Consider the following 17,874-nt stretch of genomic DNA (forward strand, 5'->3'; position numbering starts at 1 on the left):
GAGCGGCACAGCCGCCACCCGACGTTCACTTCAGGGTCACGAGGGAATGCGGAGGAGGTTTCACAGCACTGGTGAGACAGCGATACTGCTGCACATGACGACCGACGCCGAGGAGCCGACCCTCACGATCGACGAACTGGCCGCCCGGGCCGGTGTCACGGTGCGCACGGTCCGTTTCTACGGCACGAAGGGACTGCTCCCGCCGCCGGTGCTCGGTCCCCGGCGCGTGGGGCACTACGGGCGGGAGCACCTGGCCCGGCTGGCGCTGATCGAGGAGTTGCAGCACCAGGGCATGACGCTGGCGGGCATCGAGCGCTATCTGCGCCGGTTGCCGCCGGACCTCAGCCCGCGCGACCTCGCCGTGCACCGCGCGGTGGTGGCCTCCTGGGCGCCGGACACCGTCGAGACGGTCACGCGGGACGAACTGGAGCGGCGGGCCGGGCGGCCGCTCGGCGACGAGGACGTCGAGCGGCTGGTCGCGATGGGCGTGCTGCGGCCGGCGGACGGCGGCTACGAGGCCGATCTCGGTCTGCTCCGGCTGGGCGTCGGGCTGCTGGACGTGCCGCTCTCCCAGGAGGCGATCTTCGCGGCGCGCAAGGTTCTCATCGAACACTCGCACGCCGCGGCCCGTGAACTCTCCCAGCTCTTCCGCGGCGAGGTGGCGGAGCGTGACGCGCGGGACGTGCGGTCCCTGTCGGCTCACATGCAGCCTCTGGTGGTGCAGGCGCTCCTCACCGCTTTTCAGCGGTCGTTGAAGGAAGAGCTGGGAGAGTGGCTCACCGAGCCGTCACGGGAGTCAGGCGCGGGCTGAGTCGCTGAACCGCTCCCCCTTCTCCGCCTTGTCCACGAGCAGCGCGGGCGGGGTGAAGCGGTCGCCGTAGCGCTCGGCGAGTTCACGCGCGCGTGCCACGAACCCGGGCAGACCGCCCTCGTAGCCGTTGATGTACTGGAGCACGCCGCCCGTCCAGCCCGGGAAGCCGATGCCGAAGATGGAGCCGATGTTGGCGTCGGCGACGGAGGTCAGCACGCCTTCCTCCAGCAGCCGGACGGTGTCCAGCGCCTCGGAGAAGAGCATGCGCTCCCGCATGTCCTCGAACGGGATCCGGTACCCGGGCTTGGTGAAGTGCTCGCGCAGACCCGGCCAGAGTCCGGTGCGCTGGCCGTCGTCCCCGTAGTCGTAGAAGCCGGCGCCGCCGCTGCGGCCCGTGCGGCCGAACTCGTCGACCATGCGGTCGATGACGGCCTCGGCGGGGTGGGGCGTCCAGGTGCCGCCCGCCTCCTCGACCGCCCGCTTCGTCTCGGCCCGGATCTTGCGGGGCAGGGTCAGCGTCAGCTCGTCCATCAGGGACAGCACCTTGGCCGGGTAGCCGGCTTGCGCGGCGGCCTGTTCGACCGAGGCGGGCTCCACGCCCTCGCCGACCATGGCGACGCCCTCGTTGATGAAGTGCCCGATGACACGGGAGGTGAAGAAGCCGCGCGAGTCGTTGACGACGATCGGGGTCTTGTTGATCTGCCGGACCAGGTCGAAGGCGCGTGCCAGGGCCTGCTGTCCCGTGCGCTCGCCCTTGATGATCTCGACGAGCGGCATCTTGTCGACCGGCGAGAAGAAGTGCAGGCCGATGAAGTCGGCCTGGCGCTCGACGCCTTCGGCGAGCGCGGTGATGGGCAGGGTGGAGGTGTTGGAGCACAGCAGCGCGTCGGGCGCCACGACGTGCTGGATCTCCTGGAACACCTTGTGCTTGAGGGACGTGTCCTCGAAGACGGCCTCGATGACGGCGTCGCAGCCGGCCAGGTCCCGCGCCTCGGCGGTGGGGGTGATGCGGGCGAGCAGCGCGTCGGCCTTCTCCTGGGTCGTACGGCCCTTGGCGACGGCCTTGGCGCACAGCTTCTCGGAGTAGCCCTTGCCCTTGAGGGCCGCCTCGAGGGAGACGTCCTTCAGGACGACGTCGATGCCGGCGCGGGCGCAGGAGTAGGCGATGCCAGCGCCCATCATCCCGGCGCCGAGGACGGCGACCTTGCGTACCTGGCGGGGCTCGATGCCCTTGGGGCGGTTGGCGCCGGAGTTGACGGCCTGGAGGTCGAAGAAGAAGGCCTGGATCATGTTCTTCGAGGTCTGGCCCGCGGCCAGTTCCACGAAGTAGCGGGCCTCGATGACCTGGGCGGTCTCGAAGTCGACCTGGGATCCCTCGACGGCGGCGGCGAGGATGTTGCGCGGCGCCGGGTAGGGGGCGCCGTTCGTCTGCTTGCGCAGGGTGGCCGGGAAGGCGGGCAGGTTCGCCGCGAACTTGGGGTTGGCCGGGGTGCCGCCCGGGATCTTGTACCCCGGCTTGTCCCAGGGCTGCTGCGACTCGGGGTTGGCGTCGATGAAGGCGCGGGCCTTGGCCAGCATGTCCTCCTGGGTGTCGGCCACCTCGTCGACGAGGCCGTTCTCCAGGGCGCGGCGCGGGTTGTACTGGGTGCCCTGGAGGAGGACCTTCAGCAGCGCGTCGGCGATGCCGAGCAGACGGACGGTGCGGACGACGCCGCCGCCTCCGGGCAGCAGGCCGAGGGTGACCTCGGGGCAGCCGATCTTCGAGCCGGGCGCGTCGAGGGCGACGCGGTGGTGGCAGGCCAGGGCGATCTCGTAACCGCCGCCGAGAGCCGCGCCGTTGAGGGCGGCGACGACCGGCTTGCCGAGGGTTTCGATGCGGCGCAGGTTCCGTTTGATCGCCATGCCGCCGTCGAACAGCTCCTGGGCCGTCTCCGGAGTGACCCGGATCAGGTCGCGCAGGTCGCCGCCGGCGAAGAAGGTCTTCTTGGCCGAGGTGATGATGACGCCCCGGATGGTGTCCTTCTCGGCCTCCAGGCGGTCGGTGACGGCGGCGAGCGAGTCGCGGAACGCCTGGTTCATGGTGTTCGCGGACTGGTCCGGGTCGTCGATGACCAGGGTGACGAGGCCGGTACGGTCCTGTTCCCAGCGGATGGTGGTGGATTCAGTGCTCATGTGGAGGTGCTCCGTGTGATCCGTCGGGAGGGGGTCAGATGCGCTCGACGATCGTGGCGACGCCCATGCCGCCGCCGACGCACAGCGTGGCGAGGCCGTAGCGCTTGTCCTGGCGCTCGAGTTCGTCGACGAGGGTGCCGAGGATCATCGCGCCGGTCGCGCCGAGGGGGTGGCCGAGCGCGATCGCGCCGCCGTTGACGTTGACCTTGTCCAGGGACAGGCCCATGTCCCGCACGAAGCGCAGCACGACCGCCGCGAACGCCTCGTTGATCTCGACGAGGTCGATGTCGTCGATGGTCAGACCGGCCTTGGCGAGGGCCTTGCGGGTGGCGGGGGCGGGCCCGGTGAGCATGATGGTCGGCTCGGAGCCGGACACGGCGGCGGAGACGATCCGCGCGCGGGGCGTGAGGCCGTAGCGCTCGCCGACCTCCCTGGAGCCGATCGCGACGAGCGAGGCGCCGTCGACGATGCCGGAGGAGTTGCCCGCGTGGTGGACGTGGTCGATCTTCTCCACCCAGTGGTACTGCTGGAGTGCGACCGCGTCGAAGCCGCCGAGTTCGCCGATGTCCGCGAAGGACGGCTTCAGCTTCGCGAGGGAGTCGGCGGTGGTGCCGGGGCGCATGTGCTCGTCGTGGTCGAGGACGACGAGGCCGCTGCGGTCCTTCACCGGGACGACGGACTTGTCGAAGCGGCCCTCCTTCCAGGCGGTGGCCGCCCGCTCCTGGGAGAGCGCCGCGTACTCGTCGACGTCGCGCCGCGAGAAGCCCTCGATGGTGGCGATCAGGTCGGCGCCGATGCCCTGCGGCACGAAGTTGACCTGGAGGTTGGTCATCGGGTCGTTGAACCAGGCGCCGCCGTCGGAGGCCATCGGCACCCGGGACATCGACTCGACGCCGCCCGCGAGGACGAGGTCCTCCCAGCCGGAACGGACCTTGGCTGCGGCCAGGTTGACGGCCTCCAGCCCCGAGGCGCAGAAGCGGTTCTCCTGCACACCGGCCACGGTGTCGGGCAGCCCCGCTGCGATGGCGGCGATCCGGGCGATGTCGGAGCCCTGGTCGCCGACCGGTCCGACCACGCCGAGCACGATGTCGTCGACGGCGGCCGGGTCGAGGTCCGGGAAGCGGGCGCGGATCTCGTGGATGAGTCCGACGACCAGGTCGATGGGCTTGGTGCCGTGCAGGGCGCCGCCTGCCTTGCCGCGCCCGCGCGGAGTGCGGATCGCGTCGTACACATACGCTTCGGTGCTCACGAGGAGGCCTTTCGCTGAGGGTTGCGGGACGACGGCACAAGCCCGGGGACGTCCCAGTCCCGGGCGACGTCGGCCGTGTCGGCGCCCGGCCGGGCCGGGCCGGTGCGGACGGAGGTCGGGGTCGCGGAGAAGCGGGGGGCCGGGGCGGGCTGGGTGATGCCGCCGTGGTCGGTGAAGGTGCCGCGGGCGGCCAGGTGCGGGTGGTGCGGGGCCTCGCGCAGCGACAGCACGGGCGCCACGCACGCGTCGGTGCCGTCGAACACGGCCGTCCACTCGTCCCTGGTACGGGTCTTGAAGCGGGCGGCGACCTGTTCGCGCAGCTCACCCCAGCGGGTGACGTCCTTGCGGGCCGCGGCCTGGTCCGCGATGCCGAGGAGGGCGAGGAACTCCTCGTAGAACTGAGGCTCCAGGGCGCCCACGGCCATGTACCGGCCGTCGGCCGTCTCGTACGTCCCGTAGTACGGGCACCCGCCGTCCAGGAGGTTGGCGCCGCGGCGGTCCTGCCAGCCTCCGGCGGCGAGCATGCCGTGGATCATCGTGGCGAGGTGGGCGGTGCCGTCGACGATGGCGGCGTCGACGACCTGGCCGGTGCCGGTGGCGCGCGCGTGGTGCAGGGCGGCGAGGACGCCGACGACGAGGTAGAGGGAACCGCCCGCGTAGTCGCCGAGCAGGTTGGCCGGGACCGGCGGCGGCTCGTCCGGCCGGCCGATCATGCCCAGGGTGCCGGTGGGAGCGATGTACGCGATGTCGTGCCCGGCGCGGTCGGCGAGCGGGCCGGCCTGGCCCCAGCCGGTCATCCGCCCGTAGACGAGGGCCGGGTTGCGGGCGTGGCAGGGCTCGGGACCCACGCCGAGGCGCTCGGCGACGCCGGGTCGGTAGCCCTCGACCAGGATGTCGGCGCGGGCGGCCAGCCCGAGCACCTGGTCCGGGCCGTCCGGTGCCTTCAGGTCGACGACCACCGAGCGCTTGTTGCGGTTGGTGACGTCGTACGCCGGGTCGATCGCGAGGCCGGGGCCGCCCGGGCGGTCCACGCGCACGACGTCGGCGCCGAGGTCGGCCAGGAGCATGGCGGCGAACGGACCGGGTCCGATGCCGGCCAGCTCGACGACGCGCACGCCGGTGAGCGGGCCGTGCCCGGGCGTCCTTGCCGTGGTCATCCAGCCCCCAGTGCTGTGACACAACTGATGTAACACCAGTGATGCTAAGAACGGGTTTCACTCCGCACAAGACCCGAACGAGCAAGCGCTTAGCAATCTGCCCGACGGGTCAGCTCCCGTCCAGCTCCGCTATCAGCCGCTTCGGCGCGATCACCCGGTAGCTCTCCTCCACCCAGTCGCAGAGCACCTCCGCGGCCGGGGCGTCCTGCTGCTCCAGGGGGATGCTCACCCAGCCCGCCTTGCCCAGGCCGTAGCCGGCGGGCTCGGCTCCGGGACACGCCAGCGCGTGCGCGTGCGCCGTCTCGTCCTTGAGCTTCACCGTCACACCCAGGGGGTAACTGCCGTCCTCGACACCGAGGAAGACGAACACCTTCTTGTTGACCTTCGCGACGGACTCGCCCCAGGGGAACTCCTCGGCGGCGCCCGGCAGTCCCAGTGCGAACGCGCGCACTTTCTCCCACTTCTTCAGGGCATTCCTGGGCACGGCCATCGTCGTCCTCCGGGCTCGTCGTCGGGCTCCGCACTCCTCACGCTAGCCTCGGCCACCGACAGCGGCACGGGCTGCACGACCGAGGGGTGTCATGAGCAGGCTGAACAGGACGGACCGTCCGTACGACATCGTGCTCTTCGGAGCGACGAGTTTCGCCGGAGCGCTCACCGCGGAGTACCTCGCGGCCCATGCGCCCGAGGGGCTGCGGTGGGCGATCGCGGGCCGCAACGCGGAGAAACTGGAGCGGCTGCGGGAGCGGCTGCCCGGCGGCGCGGAGGTCGGGGTGCTGCGGGCGGACGTCTCCGACCCGGCCTCGGTGCGCGCGCTCACCGAGCACGCGCGCGTGGTGGCCACGACGGTCGGCCCGTACATCACGTACGGCGAGGAACTCGTCGCCGCGTGCGCGGACACCGGGACCGACTACCTCGACCTCTGCGGCGAGCCCGAGTTCGTGGACCTGATGTACGTGCGGCACGACGCACGCGCGCGTGAGACCGGGGCACGGCTGGTGCACGCCGCCGGGTTCGACTCGATCCCGCACGACCTCGGCGTGTACTTCACCGTGGGGCAACTGCCGGAGGACGTGCCCCTGACCGTGGAGGGCTTCGTGACCGCCGACGCGGCGTTCTCGGGCGGGACCTTCGCCTCCGCTCTCAACCAGTTCGCGCGGCAGCGGGAGATGGCGGCGGCCGCGCGGGACCGGCGGCGGCACGAGCCGCGGCTGGTGGGCCGGCGGGCGTCGGCGCCGCTGGGCGGGCCGCGGTTCGCCAAGGAGGTCGGCGCGTGGGCGCTGCCGATGCCGACGATCGACCCGCAGATCGTACGGCGCTCCGCGTCGGCGCTGGACCGGTACGGACCCGACTTCCGCTACCGGCAGTACGCGGCCGTCCGGCATCTGCCGGTCGCTGTGGGCGGGGTCGCGACGGTCGGGGCGCTGGTCGCGGTGGCTCAGGTGCCGCCCGCGCGGCGCTGGTTGTCGGACCGGCTGAAGCCGGGGGACGGGCCGAGCCCACAGAAGCGAGCGAAGAGCTGGTTCTCCGTGCGCTTCGTCGGCGAGGGCGGCGGCCGGCGTGTGTACACGGAGGTCTCGGGCGGCGATCCCGGCTACGACGAGACGGCGAAGATGCTCGCCGAGTCGGCGCTGTGCCTGGCCTTCGACGATCTTCCGAAGACGTCGGGTCAGGTCACCACGGCGGTGGCGATGGGCGACGCGCTGATCGGCCGGCTGCGCGCGGCGGGCATCCGCTTCCGCGTCGTGTCGACCCGCTGAAGGGACCCCGGGGGTTCCGGCCTAGAGCGGCCACTCGGCGATGGTGTAGATCATCCCGGCGATCCAGCCGAGCCCCGCCAGCACGGCGAGGATCAGCCCTATGGTGACGGCCCGCTCGACGGTCTGGGTCGGGCCGGTAACGGGCTTGGGGGCGCGGTGCGTTGTCATGGCCCCAGCCTGCCGACGGGGGCGGGGGCCGGGTATCCGTACAGGTACTCAGAGCCGGTACTCAGATCCGCCGCCCCGCCGTGGGCGAGCCCGTCCCCCGGCCCCTCCCCCGGTTTGAGACTTTCCGCCTTCAGCTCCTGGTGACAGCTCGAAAAGTGCCAAAAAGGAGTTCAATGAAACCATTGAAGGCATGAAGTTCCTTCTCGAAGTCACCATGGACGACGCGGCGTTGACCGAGGACCCGGCGGGCGAGCTGGGCCGGATCCTCAGGTACTGGGGCGGCAATCTGCGCCACTTCGCGCTCCGGCCCGGGGACGGGTCGGTCATCTACGACTCGGAGTACCGCGAGGTGGGCCGCTGGAGTGTCGCCGATCAGGCCGAGTAGGTCTCCCGCAGCGCCTTCCGGCAGAGCGCGTCCGCCCTGCGCGTGGTCTCCGGCAAGCGGTACTCGGGGGTCAGCGCGAGCGTGTGGGCGCAGGCGTTCGCCAGGGTCACGCGGTGCCCGACGGAGACGAAGACCGGCTTGACGCCGTCGCGCGTGCGCAGGGCGCGGCCGACCTCCTCGGAGCCGGCGAGCAGCGCCGCGGTGCTGCCGCGGCGGGTGTCCGGGTCGTCGTAGGTGAAGGTGAAGGGGTTCTTGGCGACGCCGATCGTGGGCAGGCCGGTGAGGACGCCGAGGTGGCCGGCGAGGCCGAAGCGGCGGGGATGGGCGAGGCCGTAGCCGTCGCAGACCACCAGGCCGGGCGGGCACGGCAGGGCGTCGAGGGCGGCGAGGACCGTGGGGATCTCGCGGAAGGCGAGCAGCCCGGGTACGTAGGGGAAGGAGACCCGGCCCACGGCCGTGGCCTCGGCGACGACGTCGAGACTCGACGCGTCCAGGACGACCGCGGCCGCGGCCACGACGTCCCGTTCGTCGTCGTAGGCGACGTCGACCCCTGTCACATGGCCCGTCCCGGGCGGCGGCCCCGGTTCGTCGAGGATCACGCGCTCGCGGAGTTCGTCCTGGACTGCGCGGGCCTGTTCCTCGGTGGCGGGCCAGTCTTCGGGGATGCGTACGGTCGTCATGGTGCCCCCGAGCCTAAGGGCTGCCGACCCTACGAGCTGCTGAGCCCGTGGGCCGCGCGAAGGCCGGCGGGACCCGGGGGGGCCCGCCGGCCTGGGGGTGTGCGACTCACTTGCCCAGCGCGCGCTGGAGCTGGCTCTTGTTCATGCTGGAACGGCCTTCGACGCCGCGGCGCTTGGCCTCCTGGTACAGCTGGTCGTAAGTGGGCCCCTGGGAGCCCTGGCCGGAGCGCTGACCGCCGCGCTTGCCGGACGACATGTCCTTGGTGGAGGTGCGGCTGGCCGTCTTCGACTCGCCGGAGCGGGCGCGTTCCTTGTTCACCGTCCGCGAGGCGATCTCCTTGGCGCGGCCGGTGCTCTCGCCCCGGTCCTGCGCACTCTTCTTGATGTGCTCGTACTGGCGCTCCCGCTTGGAGCTCGAACCGCGTGGCATGACCGCTCACTTCCTTTCAGCTTCAGTGAACGGGTACCCACATTGCCAACAATCAGGGCATAGCGCGCGCTCAATGCTCCAGGCGGGCAACCCGCCCCTTCTCGCCGGCCGCCCAGCATCCTTGGTCGAGGGTGCAGTCGACGGTGTCGTAGGAACCGGTGTCGACCGTGCGCCAGGTGCGGCCGCCGTCCGTGGTGAGGTCGGTGCCGGTGGGGCCGACGGCGAGGGCGGCGGTGCGGCTGTGCGGGAGCCAGGCGACGCCGGAGCGGTAGGCGGGCGGGGGCGCTGCGGCCAGGCGCCAGGTGCGGCCGCCGTCGCCGGTGCGCGCGGCGGCGTTCGGTGAGGGCCGGCCGGGGGTGAAGTCGCCGCCGACGGCGAGACCGTGGGTGCGGTCGCGGAAGGCCAGCGCGAAGACGCCCCGGGCCGGGTCGCCCGCCGGGAGCGGTGTGTCGGTGGCCGTCCAGTTCCGCCCCCGGTCGGCGGAGTGCAGCACGCGCGCGTGAGCGGCCCCGCCGGTGGCGAGCCAGACGTCCTTCGGCCCGGAGGTCACCAGGCACTGGCCGCTCGCGGCGAATCCGGCCTCGCCCTCCTGCGCCGCCGGCATGCCCTCGTCCGGCAGCACCGCCCAGGTGCGGCCGCCGTCGCGGGTCGACAGGATGCGGAACTTCCCGTCCACCGGGTCGCTCATCGCGAGGCCGTGACGGTGGTCGAAGAAGGCGAGGCAGTCGTAGAAGGCCTTCGGGTCGGTGTTGCGGAAGGACTCCGTCCAGGTCGCCCCGCCGTCGTCGGTGCGGTACACGCGGGACGCCTCGCCCTCGCCGATGGCCAGGACCACGGCCCGCCGCGCGTCGAACGCCTCGACGTCCCGGAACTGCAACTCCGCCGCGCCCGGGGGCGAGACGTTCCGCCAGGTCGCGCCGCCGTCGGTGGTGCGAAGGACGGTGCCGCCGGTCCCGGCGAGCCAGGCGGTGTTCCGGCTGACGGCGGCCAGGCCCCGGAACCGTGCCTCCGGGGTGCCGGTGTCCTTGAGTTCCCAGTGCGGCACCGGGCGTTCCGGTTCGTGCGCCCGCGCCGGTATGGCCGTCAGGGCGGCGAGTGCGATCACCGCCGCAGCGCCCGCCACCGCTCCGGTCGCCCTGCTCCGTGTCCGTCCCGTCCGTCGCGTGCTCCCCAAGCGCCTCATGGCCGGCGAAGCTAGCCCACCCCCGGGGTGCCGTCCAGATGGCCTCGCCCGTGCCACGGGGAGGTCCGGAGGGCGCCACAAGTGCCCTGCGAGGAACACGGGGAGAGCCACGTCACTCTGGTGCATGAACGCGGTGACAGAGGTCACTCGCACTTCGTGTGCACGGATTGGCTGATTCCGTCGTCTCTTCCAGTGCCCGGCCTCATCCGCCCGGAAGTGTCCCGTCCAGCCGTCACAAGGGAGCAAGGCGTTGTCCATCGTCATCGAGCAGCCCGTGGAGGCCCGCCTCGTCGCCGCCGCGCCGCGTATGCCGAGCATTCCCGCGACGCTCCACTACGACCGACGTGATCCGTTCGCCGTCCGTATGACCTTCCCCGCCCCGGCCACGCTGGAGGGCGTCGAGGTCTGCTGGACCTTCTCCCGCGAGCTGCTCGCCGCGGGCCTGCGGAACGCCGAGGGCCACGGCGACGTGCGGGTGCGGCCGTACGGGTACGACCGCACGGTGCTGGAGTTCCACGCTCCCGAGGGCACCGCCGTCGTACACGTCCGCTCCGGGGAGGTGCGCCGCTTCCTGGAGGCCACGAGCGAGCTGGTGCCGGTCGGGCTGGAGCATCTCCAGCTGGATCTGGACCACGGCCTGGCGGAGCTGATGCGGGACGCGTGCTGAGCCGGCGCGCGGGCTGACGGGCCCGCTCCAGCAGGGCGTTGACCTCGCCGTAGTCGAGACCGTCCGCCAGTGACCGGGATTTCCCGGTGTCCAGCAGCTCCCGCGCGGCCCGGCGGAGCAGGGCGGCGGCCAGTGCGGCGACCGTCGGTGCGCCGGGTCCGGCCATGACGTTCAGCGGCCCGTCGACGCCGCTCACCAGGTCCTTGGCGATCCCCGGGTCGACGGCCCCGGGGACGAAGACCCCCGGGTGAGGTCCACTCCCCCGGCTCCGCTGGTGAAGGCGTCGGTCCGGACGTTGAGGAACAGCGCACGCCTGCCGCCTCGGCCGCATGGGGGGCACCCACCGCGTCCCAGCCTCAGGAATCGGACGTGGACGCGGGTCAGGGCGGAGTTGTCGCCGTCGCGGCGAGTTCCGTGCGGATCCCGCGGACGATCTCCCCGAGCCCGGGCACCGACGCCACGGCACGGGCCGCCAGCTCCCGCACGCGCTGCTCGTGGGCGCGGACGTCCTCTTCGGGGAGCAGTTCCGCCGAGGCGGCCAGCGTCACGAGCGCCGCGTCCCGCTCGCAGATCCCGGCGACCGGCTGCGGCCCCCGCAGGACCTGACGCGTCTCCTCCCGCAGCGCCTCCACGGCCGCGACGCGCTCCAGCGCGTACTCCACGGACGGGAACACCCCGAGGACCCGCTTCTTCTCCGCCCGCAGAAACCCCTCGGCCACCAGTTGCTCCCGCACCGCGTCGAGGGTCACCCGCGAGCGCAGCGTCACCCAGGTCCGCCAGGGGTGCGGGCACGACTCGCGGACGAGTTCCAGCAGCCCGTCGAGGACCGCGTCACCCGTGCCGGAGTCCAGGTCGACCGGCGTGGCGATGCCGTCCTCGTCGACGAGCAGGCCGCGCCGGGACAGCTCGGTCAGGGCACCGGCCCGCACCGGGCCGAGCAGGTGGGCGGTGCCGGTGTCCGCCGGCCACGCGGGGTGCCAGGCCAGCAGGCAGAGCCGGGCAGGCAGCGAAAGCGGGCCGTTGGGCACGGGGCCTCCTCGGGGAGGGAAGATCGGGACACACGTTAATGCGTTGACAGGCCCGACGCCCCCTCGTACGTTGTACAGCGTCCTGTTGCCGCCGATTGGAGAAGGACGTTGCTCGTCTGAGGTCCTGAGACACCGCGTCACCCACATCCGATGGGTGCGCTGCGTGCGACCTCGGCGTTCGAGCCGTCCTCCGGTGCAGGGCTTTTCTCATGCCCCCTGGAGCCTCCTCCCTGGTCGCAGGTGTCTCGACACGCGTTTGCCCCTGACCGCATCAAGCAACCGCGAAAGAGGCCCGCATGCCTACTTCCATCACCGTCACCTCCCTCGCCTTCACCTGGCCCGACGGCACCTCCGTCTTCGAGGACCTCGACGTCTCCTTCGGTCCCGGCCGGACCGGCCTGGTCGGCGTCAACGGGTCGGGCAAGTCAACCCTGTTGAAGCTGATCGCCCGTGAGCTCGCCCCGGCCGACGGCACCGTCCGCGTGGCCGGCGAGGTCGGGTACCTCCCGCAGAACGTCACGCTCGACACCACCCTGCGCGTCGACGAGGCGCTCGGCATCGCCGACAAGCGGGCAGCCCTGCACGCCATCGAGGCGGGCGATGTGTCCGAGGCGCACTTCGAGACGGTCGGCGACGACTGGGACGTGGAGGAGCGCGCCCTGGCGACCCTCGGCGAACTCGGCCTCGGACACGTCGAGTTGGACCGCACCATCGGTGAGGTGTCGGGCGGCGAGTCGGTACTGCTGCGGCTGGCCGCGCTGCTGCTGCGCCGGCCCGACGTGCTGCTGCTCGACGAGCCCACCAACAACCTCGACCTGTACGCCCGCAGGCGGCTGTACGCGGCCGTCGAGTCCTGGCCGGGCGTGATGGTCGTGGTCAGCCACGACCGGGAACTGCTGGACCTCGTCGACCAGATCGCGGACCTGCGCTCCGGCGGGATCACGTGGTACGGCGGCAACTACTCCGACTACGAGGAGGCCCTCGCGATCGAACAGGAGGCGGCCGAGCGCATGGTGCGCGTCGCCGAGGCCGACTTCCGCAAGCAGAAGCGCGAACTGACCGACGCCCAGGTCAAGCTGGCCCGGCGCAAGCGGTACGGGCAGAAGATGTGGGACCAGAAGCGCGAGCCGAAGATCGTCATGGGGGCTCGCAAGCGCGCGGCGCAGGAGTCCGCGGGCAAGCACCGGATCATGCACGAGGAGAAGCTCGCCGAGGCCAGGGAGCGGCTGGACGAGGCGGTGGAGGCCGTGCGGGACGACGACGAGATCCGCGTCGACCTGCCGTACACGGCCGTGCCGCCGGGGCGCACGGTCCTGACCCTCCAGGATCTCGGGCTCCGGTACGGCGCCCGCGTGGCCGGCGGTTTCGAGCTGCGCGGTCCCGAGCGGGTCGCGTTGATCGGGCGCAACGGCGCGGGCAAGACGACGCTGCTGCGCACGATCACCGGGGAGCTCGCTCCCGAGTCGGGCGAGGTGACGGCGCACGTCCCGCTGCGGTTCCTGCCGCAGCGGCTCGACGTCCTCGACGGGGAGCTGACCGTCGCCGAGAACGTGGCCCGGTTCGCACCGGGCGCCACCAACAACCGGGTCCGGGCGCGGCTGGCCCGCTTCCTGTTCCGGGGCGCCCGGGCCGACCAGAAGGCGGCGACGCTCTCCGGCGGCGAACGCTTCCGGGCGGCGCTGGCCGCGCTGATGCTGGCCGAGCCCGCGCCGCAGCTGCTCATGCTGGACGAGCCGACCAACAACCTCGACATGGCGAGCGTGCGGCAGCTCACCACGGCGCTGGAGTCGTACGAGGGGGCGCTGATCGTGGCCAGTCACGACCTGCCGTTCCTGGAGTCGATCGGCATCACGCGCTGGCTGCTGCTGGAGGACGGAGAACTGAAGGAAATCACGCCAGAGGCTGTCGGGTTTCCCGCCTAGCGTCGATGGCATGACCGACTTCACACACGATGTCATCACCCTGACCGGAGCCCGCGAGAACAACCTCAAGGACGTCACCCTGCGCATCCCGAAAGGCCGGCTGACCGTGTTCACCGGCGTTTCGGGGTCGGGGAAGTCGTCCGTCGTCTTCGACACGATCGCGGTGGAGTCGCAGCGCCAGCTGAACGAGACGTACCCGTGGTTCGTCCGCAACCGGCTGCCCAAGTACGAGCGGCCGTACGCGGACGGCATGGAGAACCTCTCCCCCGCGATCGTCGTCGACCAGCGGCAGGTCGGCGGCCACTCGCGGTCGACCGTCGGCACCATGACGGACATCTACTCGGTGATCCGTGTGCTGTTCTCCCGGCACGGCGTCCCGAGCGCCGGGCCGGCGACCGCGTACTCGTTCAACGACCCGTCGGGCATGTGCCCCGAGTGCGACGGCCTCGGCCGGACCGTACGGCCCGACTGGGACCGCATCCTGGATCCGGAACGCTCCCTCGCGGGCGGGGCGGTCCGCTTCCCGCCGTTCGCCGCGGGCACCTGGCAGGGCCAGGCCTACACGAACAGTGCCGACCTGGACCCGGACAAGCCGGTGGGGCGGTTCACCGCCGCCGAGCGCGAGTTCCTGATGCGCGGACGGCCCGGCAGCAAGGTCACCGTCAACGGCAGCGGCGGCACGTGGACCACCGACTACGAGGGGCTGGCCGACCGTTTCGAGCGGCTGTACCTGAAGCGGGACCTGTCGGCCATGAGCCAGAAGACCCGCGACCTGGTCCGGGAGTTCCTGGTGGAGGGCACCTGTCCGGTCTGTCACGGGGCCCGGCTCAACGCGGCGGCGCTCGCCACCCGGATCGGCGGGCGGAACATCGCCGACTGCACACGGATGCAGATCACGGACCTGATCGCCGTACTGAAGGAGATCGACGACCCGGTGGCCGGGCCGATCGCGGGGGCGGCCGTGGCCGCGCTGGAGCGCGTCGAGGCGATCGGCCTCGGCTACCTCAGCCTCGACCGGGAGACGGCGACTCTCAGCGGCGGGGAGGGGCAGCGGCTGAAGACGGTGCGGCACCTCGGCTCCAGCCTGAGCGGGATGACGTACATCTTCGACGAGCCTAGCGTCGGCCTGCACCCGCGCGACGTGGGCCGCCTCGGCGATCTGCTGCTGCGGCTGCGCGACAAGGGCAACACCGTGCTGGTCGTCGAACACGACCCCGACGTCATCGCGCTGGCCGACCACGTCGTCGACATGGGCCCCGGCGCCGGCACCGGGGGCGGCCGCGTGGTGTTCGAGGGCACGCCCGGCGAACTCGCCGCGTCGGACACGCTCACCGGGCGCTGTCTGCGCCGCCGCACCGCGGTCAGGGAACAGGTGCGGCAGGCCGACGGCGAGCTGTGGGTCAAGGGCGCCGACCGGCACAACCTGCGCGACGTGACCGTGCGGTTCCCGGCCGGTGTGCTCACGGCCGTGACCGGGGTGGCCGGGTCGGGGAAGAGCACTCTGGTCGGGGAGTTCACCGCCGCGCACCCCGAGGCCGTGGTCGTCGACCAGTCGTCGATCGGGATCTCCGGCCGGTCCACCCCGGCGACCTACCTGGGGATCATGGACACCGTACGGAAGGTCTTCGCCCGCGAGACGGGAGCCGAGGCGGGCTTCTTCAGCTTCAACTCCAGCGGCGCCTGTGGCACCTGCGAGGGCCGGGGCATCATCTACACCGACCTCGCCTTCATGGACCCGGTGACGACGACCTGCCACGACTGCGAAGGGCGGCGCTTCAAGGAGGAGGTGCTGCGGCTGACCGTCAGGGGCAGCTCCATCGCCGACGTCCTGGAGATGACGGCCGAGCAGGCGCTCGGCTTCTTCGACGACCCGGGCGTAAGGCGCCGGCTGCGCGCCCTGCGGGACGTCGGACTGACGTATCTGACGCTCGGCCAGCCCCTCTCCACGCTCTCCGGCGGCGAGCGCCAGCGCATCAAGCTGGCCACGCGGCTGCACCGGACGGGCGCGGTCTACGTGCTCGACGAGCCGACGACCGGGCTGCACATGGCGGACGTGGAGGGGCTCGTCGCCCTGCTGGACCGGCTGGTCGACACGGGCAACACGGTCGTCGTCGTGGAGCACAACCTGGACGTGATCGCCCGGGCCGACTGGGTGATCGACCTCGGCCCGGACGGCGGCAGGGACGGTGGCGAGATCGTCTTCGAGGGGACGCCTCGACAGCTCCTGGACGCGCCGGGCTCGTTCACCGGGGAGCACCTGCGGCGGGCCGTGGCGGCATCGGCCGTCACCACGCCGGTGTGAGCTCCCCGGTGAGCGGGACGTCCGGGAGCGCCGTGTCGCTGACGACGGCGAGGCGCGGGCCGCCCGGGCCGTGCTGCCACTGCGAACGACGCCTCGGAAGATCGGCGTGGGCCGCGACCAGGTGAATCACCTGCAAGACCGTTGATCAGTAACTCCGACGGGATGCCGGGGCCGCGGGCGTTGACACGGCAAAGTGCGGTCCGCGCCGTGGACCGATGGGGTGGTTTGGCGCTCCGCCGGCCGATCACGCGTGCGGGCCCGGGAGGACTGGGGCGCGGGGGTGGCGCGGGGCCGCCGGGAGGGGGGAGACACGGCCGACAGCACGGTTCTGGTGGCGGTGACGGAGCGTCCGGAGGACGGGGGCGCGGCCGCCGGGCAGCTGGCGAGGCCCCAGCTGTGTTACCAGCGCCTGATCCGCGCGGCACGGAACGGATCCGTCTGACCGACGCGCCCGGCCGGGTCGCCGCCGCCATGGTCACCGTCACACCGCCCGGCATCCCCGTCCTCATGCCGGGCGAGAGCGTCGGCGCCGCGGACGGCCCCCTGCTGCGGTACCTGACCGCGCTGGAGTCCTTCGACCGCCGCTTCCCCGGCTTCCGCAGTGAGACGCACGGAGTGGTCCGCGCCCCCGACACCGGCGACTACCTGATCGAATGCCTCCGCCCGGACCCCGATCATGCCGACGCCACGACGACACCAGCACAGCGAAGCGCCCCGGAGGGCGCCGAGCCGGTGGGGTGAGTCCGGGGCGGCGACGGCCGGGCCCTGCGGAACCCGGCCGGATGGCCGCCAAGACGCCGGGGCGGGGCGGGGTGCCAGCCGGTCGGGCCGGGAGGCCGGCTGGCACCCTGCTGCCTGGCGAGGCACGGGGCTGCCCGCCCCGCCCCGGGGGTGTCGCCCCCCGGGTTCGCCCTGCATGATGGTCGGCTGACGCCCGATGGGTTCCGGCCGATCCCGGAGGCTCCGTCGGCGCTGTCCAGACACGTCCCATCCGATACGGAGTCACGCTCGTGCCCAGCAAGAAGGCCCTCGTCCGCCGCCCCAGCCCGCGTCTCGCCGAAGGACTGGTGACACACATCGAACGCGAGAGGGTCGACACCGACCTCGCGGTCGAGCAGTGGGAGGCGTACGTGCAGGCCCTGCGCACGCACGGCTGGGAGACCATCGAGGTGGACCCGGTCGACGACTGCCCGGACTCGGTGTTCGTCGAAGACACGGTCGTGATGTACAAGAACGTCGCGCTGATCGCCCGCCCGGGTGCCGAGTCCCGGCGTGACGAGACCGCCGGGGTCGAGGAGGCCGTGGCCGGTCTGGGCTGCTCGGTGAACTGGATCTGGGAGCCGGGCACGCTGGAGGGCGGCGACGTACTGAAGATCGGCGACACCGTGTACGTGGGCCGGGGCGGGCGCACCAACGCCGCCGGCGTCCAGCAGTTGCGGGCCGCGTTCGAGCCACTGGGCGCGCGGGTCGTCGCCGTACCGGTGAGCAAGGTGCTGCACCTGAAGTCCGCGGTCACGGCGCTGCCGGACGGAACGGTCATCGGGCACATCCCGAGGATGGACGCGCCGTCGCTGTTCGCGCGCTTCCTGCCGGTGCCGGAGGAGGCCGGGTCGCACGTCGTGCTGCTCGGCGGAGCCAAACTGCTGATGGCGGCGAGCGCGCCGAAGACCGCGGAGCTGTTCGCCGACCTGGGTTACGAACCGGTCGTCGTGGACATCAGCGAGTTCGAGAAGCTCGAGGGATGTGTGACATGCCTCTCGGTACGGCTGCGGGGGCTGTACGCCTGAGAGGACGGGCACGCCGCCCGTGCGACCCCTCACCTGCGGGTCCGGGGAGCGGTTCTGTGCCTTCGGGCGACACCGCTGATCAGCGGCCTTTACAGCGCTCTTAACTTACGGCAACGTAACCTACGGAAACGTAGCCTACGATTCCGTAAGTTACCGCTCACCGCTCGTACGCA

The 17,874-nt window shown here is 72.0% G+C and carries 17 protein-coding genes and 1 pseudogene; 8 read left to right on the plus strand and 10 right to left on the minus strand.

The features are described from left to right. Positions 1 to 94 precede the first annotated feature (94 nt). The gene (locus tag QC385_RS10810; protein ID WP_279541043.1) at positions 95 to 811 is read left to right on the plus strand and encodes a MerR family transcriptional regulator; all 717 of its coding nucleotides are present in this window, start codon (positions 95 to 97) and stop codon (positions 809 to 811) included. On the opposite strand, the gene QC385_RS10815 is transcribed toward QC385_RS10810, so the two are convergent. From QC385_RS10815 to QC385_RS10830, 4 genes are all read right to left on the minus strand, one after another. After that, positions 797 to 2,983: a 3-hydroxyacyl-CoA dehydrogenase NAD-binding domain-containing protein gene (locus QC385_RS10815; RefSeq protein WP_279541044.1), complete on the minus strand. Its 2,187-nt coding sequence runs from the start codon at positions 2,981 to 2,983 to the stop codon at positions 797 to 799. The two genes, QC385_RS10810 and QC385_RS10815, sit on opposite strands and share 15 nt — an antisense overlap. 34 nt (positions 2,984 to 3,017) lie before the next feature. Further along, positions 3,018 to 4,232, minus strand: coding sequence for an acetyl-CoA C-acetyltransferase (locus QC385_RS10820; RefSeq protein WP_279541045.1), 1,215 nt, complete (start codon positions 4,230 to 4,232; stop codon positions 3,018 to 3,020). Beyond that, positions 4,229 to 5,389 (minus strand): CaiB/BaiF CoA transferase family protein, encoded by a 1,161-nt coding sequence (locus QC385_RS10825; protein ID WP_279541046.1) that lies wholly within the window; start codon positions 5,387 to 5,389, stop codon positions 4,229 to 4,231. Before QC385_RS10825 ends, QC385_RS10820 begins: the two co-directional genes overlap by 4 nt. A gap of 109 nt (positions 5,390 to 5,498) precedes the next feature. Beyond that, complete coding sequence (locus QC385_RS10830) at positions 5,499 to 5,879, minus strand: MmcQ/YjbR family DNA-binding protein (RefSeq protein ID WP_279541047.1); 381 nt, start codon at positions 5,877 to 5,879, stop codon at positions 5,499 to 5,501. Between the two features lie 91 nt (positions 5,880 to 5,970). Between QC385_RS10830 and QC385_RS10835 the strand changes: the two genes are divergently transcribed. Then, a complete protein-coding gene (locus QC385_RS10835; protein ID WP_279541048.1) occupies positions 5,971 to 7,149 on the plus strand; it encodes a saccharopine dehydrogenase family protein in 1,179 nt (392 codons plus the stop codon). Between the two features lie 21 nt (positions 7,150 to 7,170). On the opposite strand, the gene mmpA is transcribed toward QC385_RS10835, so the two are convergent. Next, the gene (mmpA, locus tag QC385_RS10840) at positions 7,171 to 7,317 is read right to left on the minus strand and encodes a morphogenic membrane protein MmpA (RefSeq protein WP_279541049.1); all 147 of its coding nucleotides are present in this window, start codon (positions 7,315 to 7,317) and stop codon (positions 7,171 to 7,173) included. A gap of 190 nt (positions 7,318 to 7,507) precedes the next feature. Here mmpA and QC385_RS10845 point away from each other — a divergent pair, with 190 nt between their 5' ends. After that, entirely contained in the window at positions 7,508 to 7,702 is a 195-nt protein-coding gene (locus QC385_RS10845) for a hypothetical protein (RefSeq protein ID WP_279541050.1), read from the plus strand. On the opposite strand, the gene QC385_RS10850 is transcribed toward QC385_RS10845, so the two are convergent. The 3 genes from QC385_RS10850 to QC385_RS10860 form a co-directional block, all read right to left on the minus strand. Next, entirely contained in the window at positions 7,690 to 8,382 is a 693-nt protein-coding gene (locus QC385_RS10850; RefSeq protein WP_279541051.1) for an endonuclease V, read from the minus strand. The two genes, QC385_RS10845 and QC385_RS10850, sit on opposite strands and share 13 nt — an antisense overlap. Before the next feature lie 106 nt (positions 8,383 to 8,488). Then, a complete protein-coding gene (locus QC385_RS10855) occupies positions 8,489 to 8,812 on the minus strand; it encodes a plasmid stabilization protein (RefSeq protein ID WP_279541052.1) in 324 nt (107 codons plus the stop codon). A gap of 70 nt (positions 8,813 to 8,882) precedes the next feature. Further along, positions 8,883 to 9,995, minus strand: a complete 1,113-nt coding sequence (locus QC385_RS10860; protein WP_279541053.1) for a WD40/YVTN/BNR-like repeat-containing protein — start codon at positions 9,993 to 9,995, stop codon at positions 8,883 to 8,885. A 250-nt stretch (positions 9,996 to 10,245) separates the two neighbouring features. Here QC385_RS10860 and QC385_RS10865 point away from each other — a divergent pair, with 250 nt between their 5' ends. Further along, the gene (locus QC385_RS10865; protein WP_086852655.1) at positions 10,246 to 10,662 is read left to right on the plus strand and encodes an SsgA family sporulation/cell division regulator; all 417 of its coding nucleotides are present in this window, start codon (positions 10,246 to 10,248) and stop codon (positions 10,660 to 10,662) included. A 380-nt stretch (positions 10,663 to 11,042) separates the two neighbouring features. Here QC385_RS10865 and QC385_RS10875 read toward each other — a convergent pair whose 3' ends face one another. Then, entirely contained in the window at positions 11,043 to 11,690 is a 648-nt protein-coding gene (locus QC385_RS10875; protein ID WP_279541054.1) for a GOLPH3/VPS74 family protein, read from the minus strand. A 296-nt stretch (positions 11,691 to 11,986) separates the two neighbouring features. Here QC385_RS10875 and QC385_RS10880 point away from each other — a divergent pair, with 296 nt between their 5' ends. Together QC385_RS10880 and QC385_RS10885 are read left to right on the plus strand one after the other, a co-directional pair. Next, the gene (locus QC385_RS10880) at positions 11,987 to 13,612 is read left to right on the plus strand and encodes an ABC-F family ATP-binding cassette domain-containing protein (RefSeq protein WP_279541055.1); all 1,626 of its coding nucleotides are present in this window, start codon (positions 11,987 to 11,989) and stop codon (positions 13,610 to 13,612) included. A gap of 10 nt (positions 13,613 to 13,622) precedes the next feature. Continuing rightward, a complete protein-coding gene (locus QC385_RS10885; protein WP_279541056.1) occupies positions 13,623 to 15,914 on the plus strand; it encodes an excinuclease ABC subunit UvrA in 2,292 nt (763 codons plus the stop codon). Here QC385_RS10885 and QC385_RS10890 read toward each other — a convergent pair. Continuing rightward, on the minus strand, positions 15,898 to 16,044 hold the full coding sequence (locus tag QC385_RS10890; RefSeq protein ID WP_279541057.1) for a hypothetical protein: 147 nt from the start codon (positions 16,042 to 16,044) through the stop codon (positions 15,898 to 15,900). The genes QC385_RS10885 and QC385_RS10890 overlap by 17 nt on opposite strands. 249 nt (positions 16,045 to 16,293) lie before the next feature. Between QC385_RS10890 and QC385_RS10895 the strand changes: the two are divergent. Then, positions 16,294 to 16,655 (plus strand): annotated as a pseudogene (locus QC385_RS10895) (arginine decarboxylase); the annotation flags it as partial. Between the two features lie 269 nt (positions 16,656 to 16,924). Next, positions 16,925 to 17,701 (plus strand): dimethylargininase, encoded by a 777-nt coding sequence (gene ddaH / locus QC385_RS10900; protein WP_279541058.1) that lies wholly within the window; start codon positions 16,925 to 16,927, stop codon positions 17,699 to 17,701. Positions 17,702 to 17,874: the final 173 nt, after the last annotated feature.

Source organism: Streptomyces sp. DH10, assembly GCF_029813805.1.
Taxonomy (GTDB): domain Bacteria; phylum Actinomycetota; class Actinomycetes; order Streptomycetales; family Streptomycetaceae; genus Streptomyces; species Streptomyces coeruleofuscus.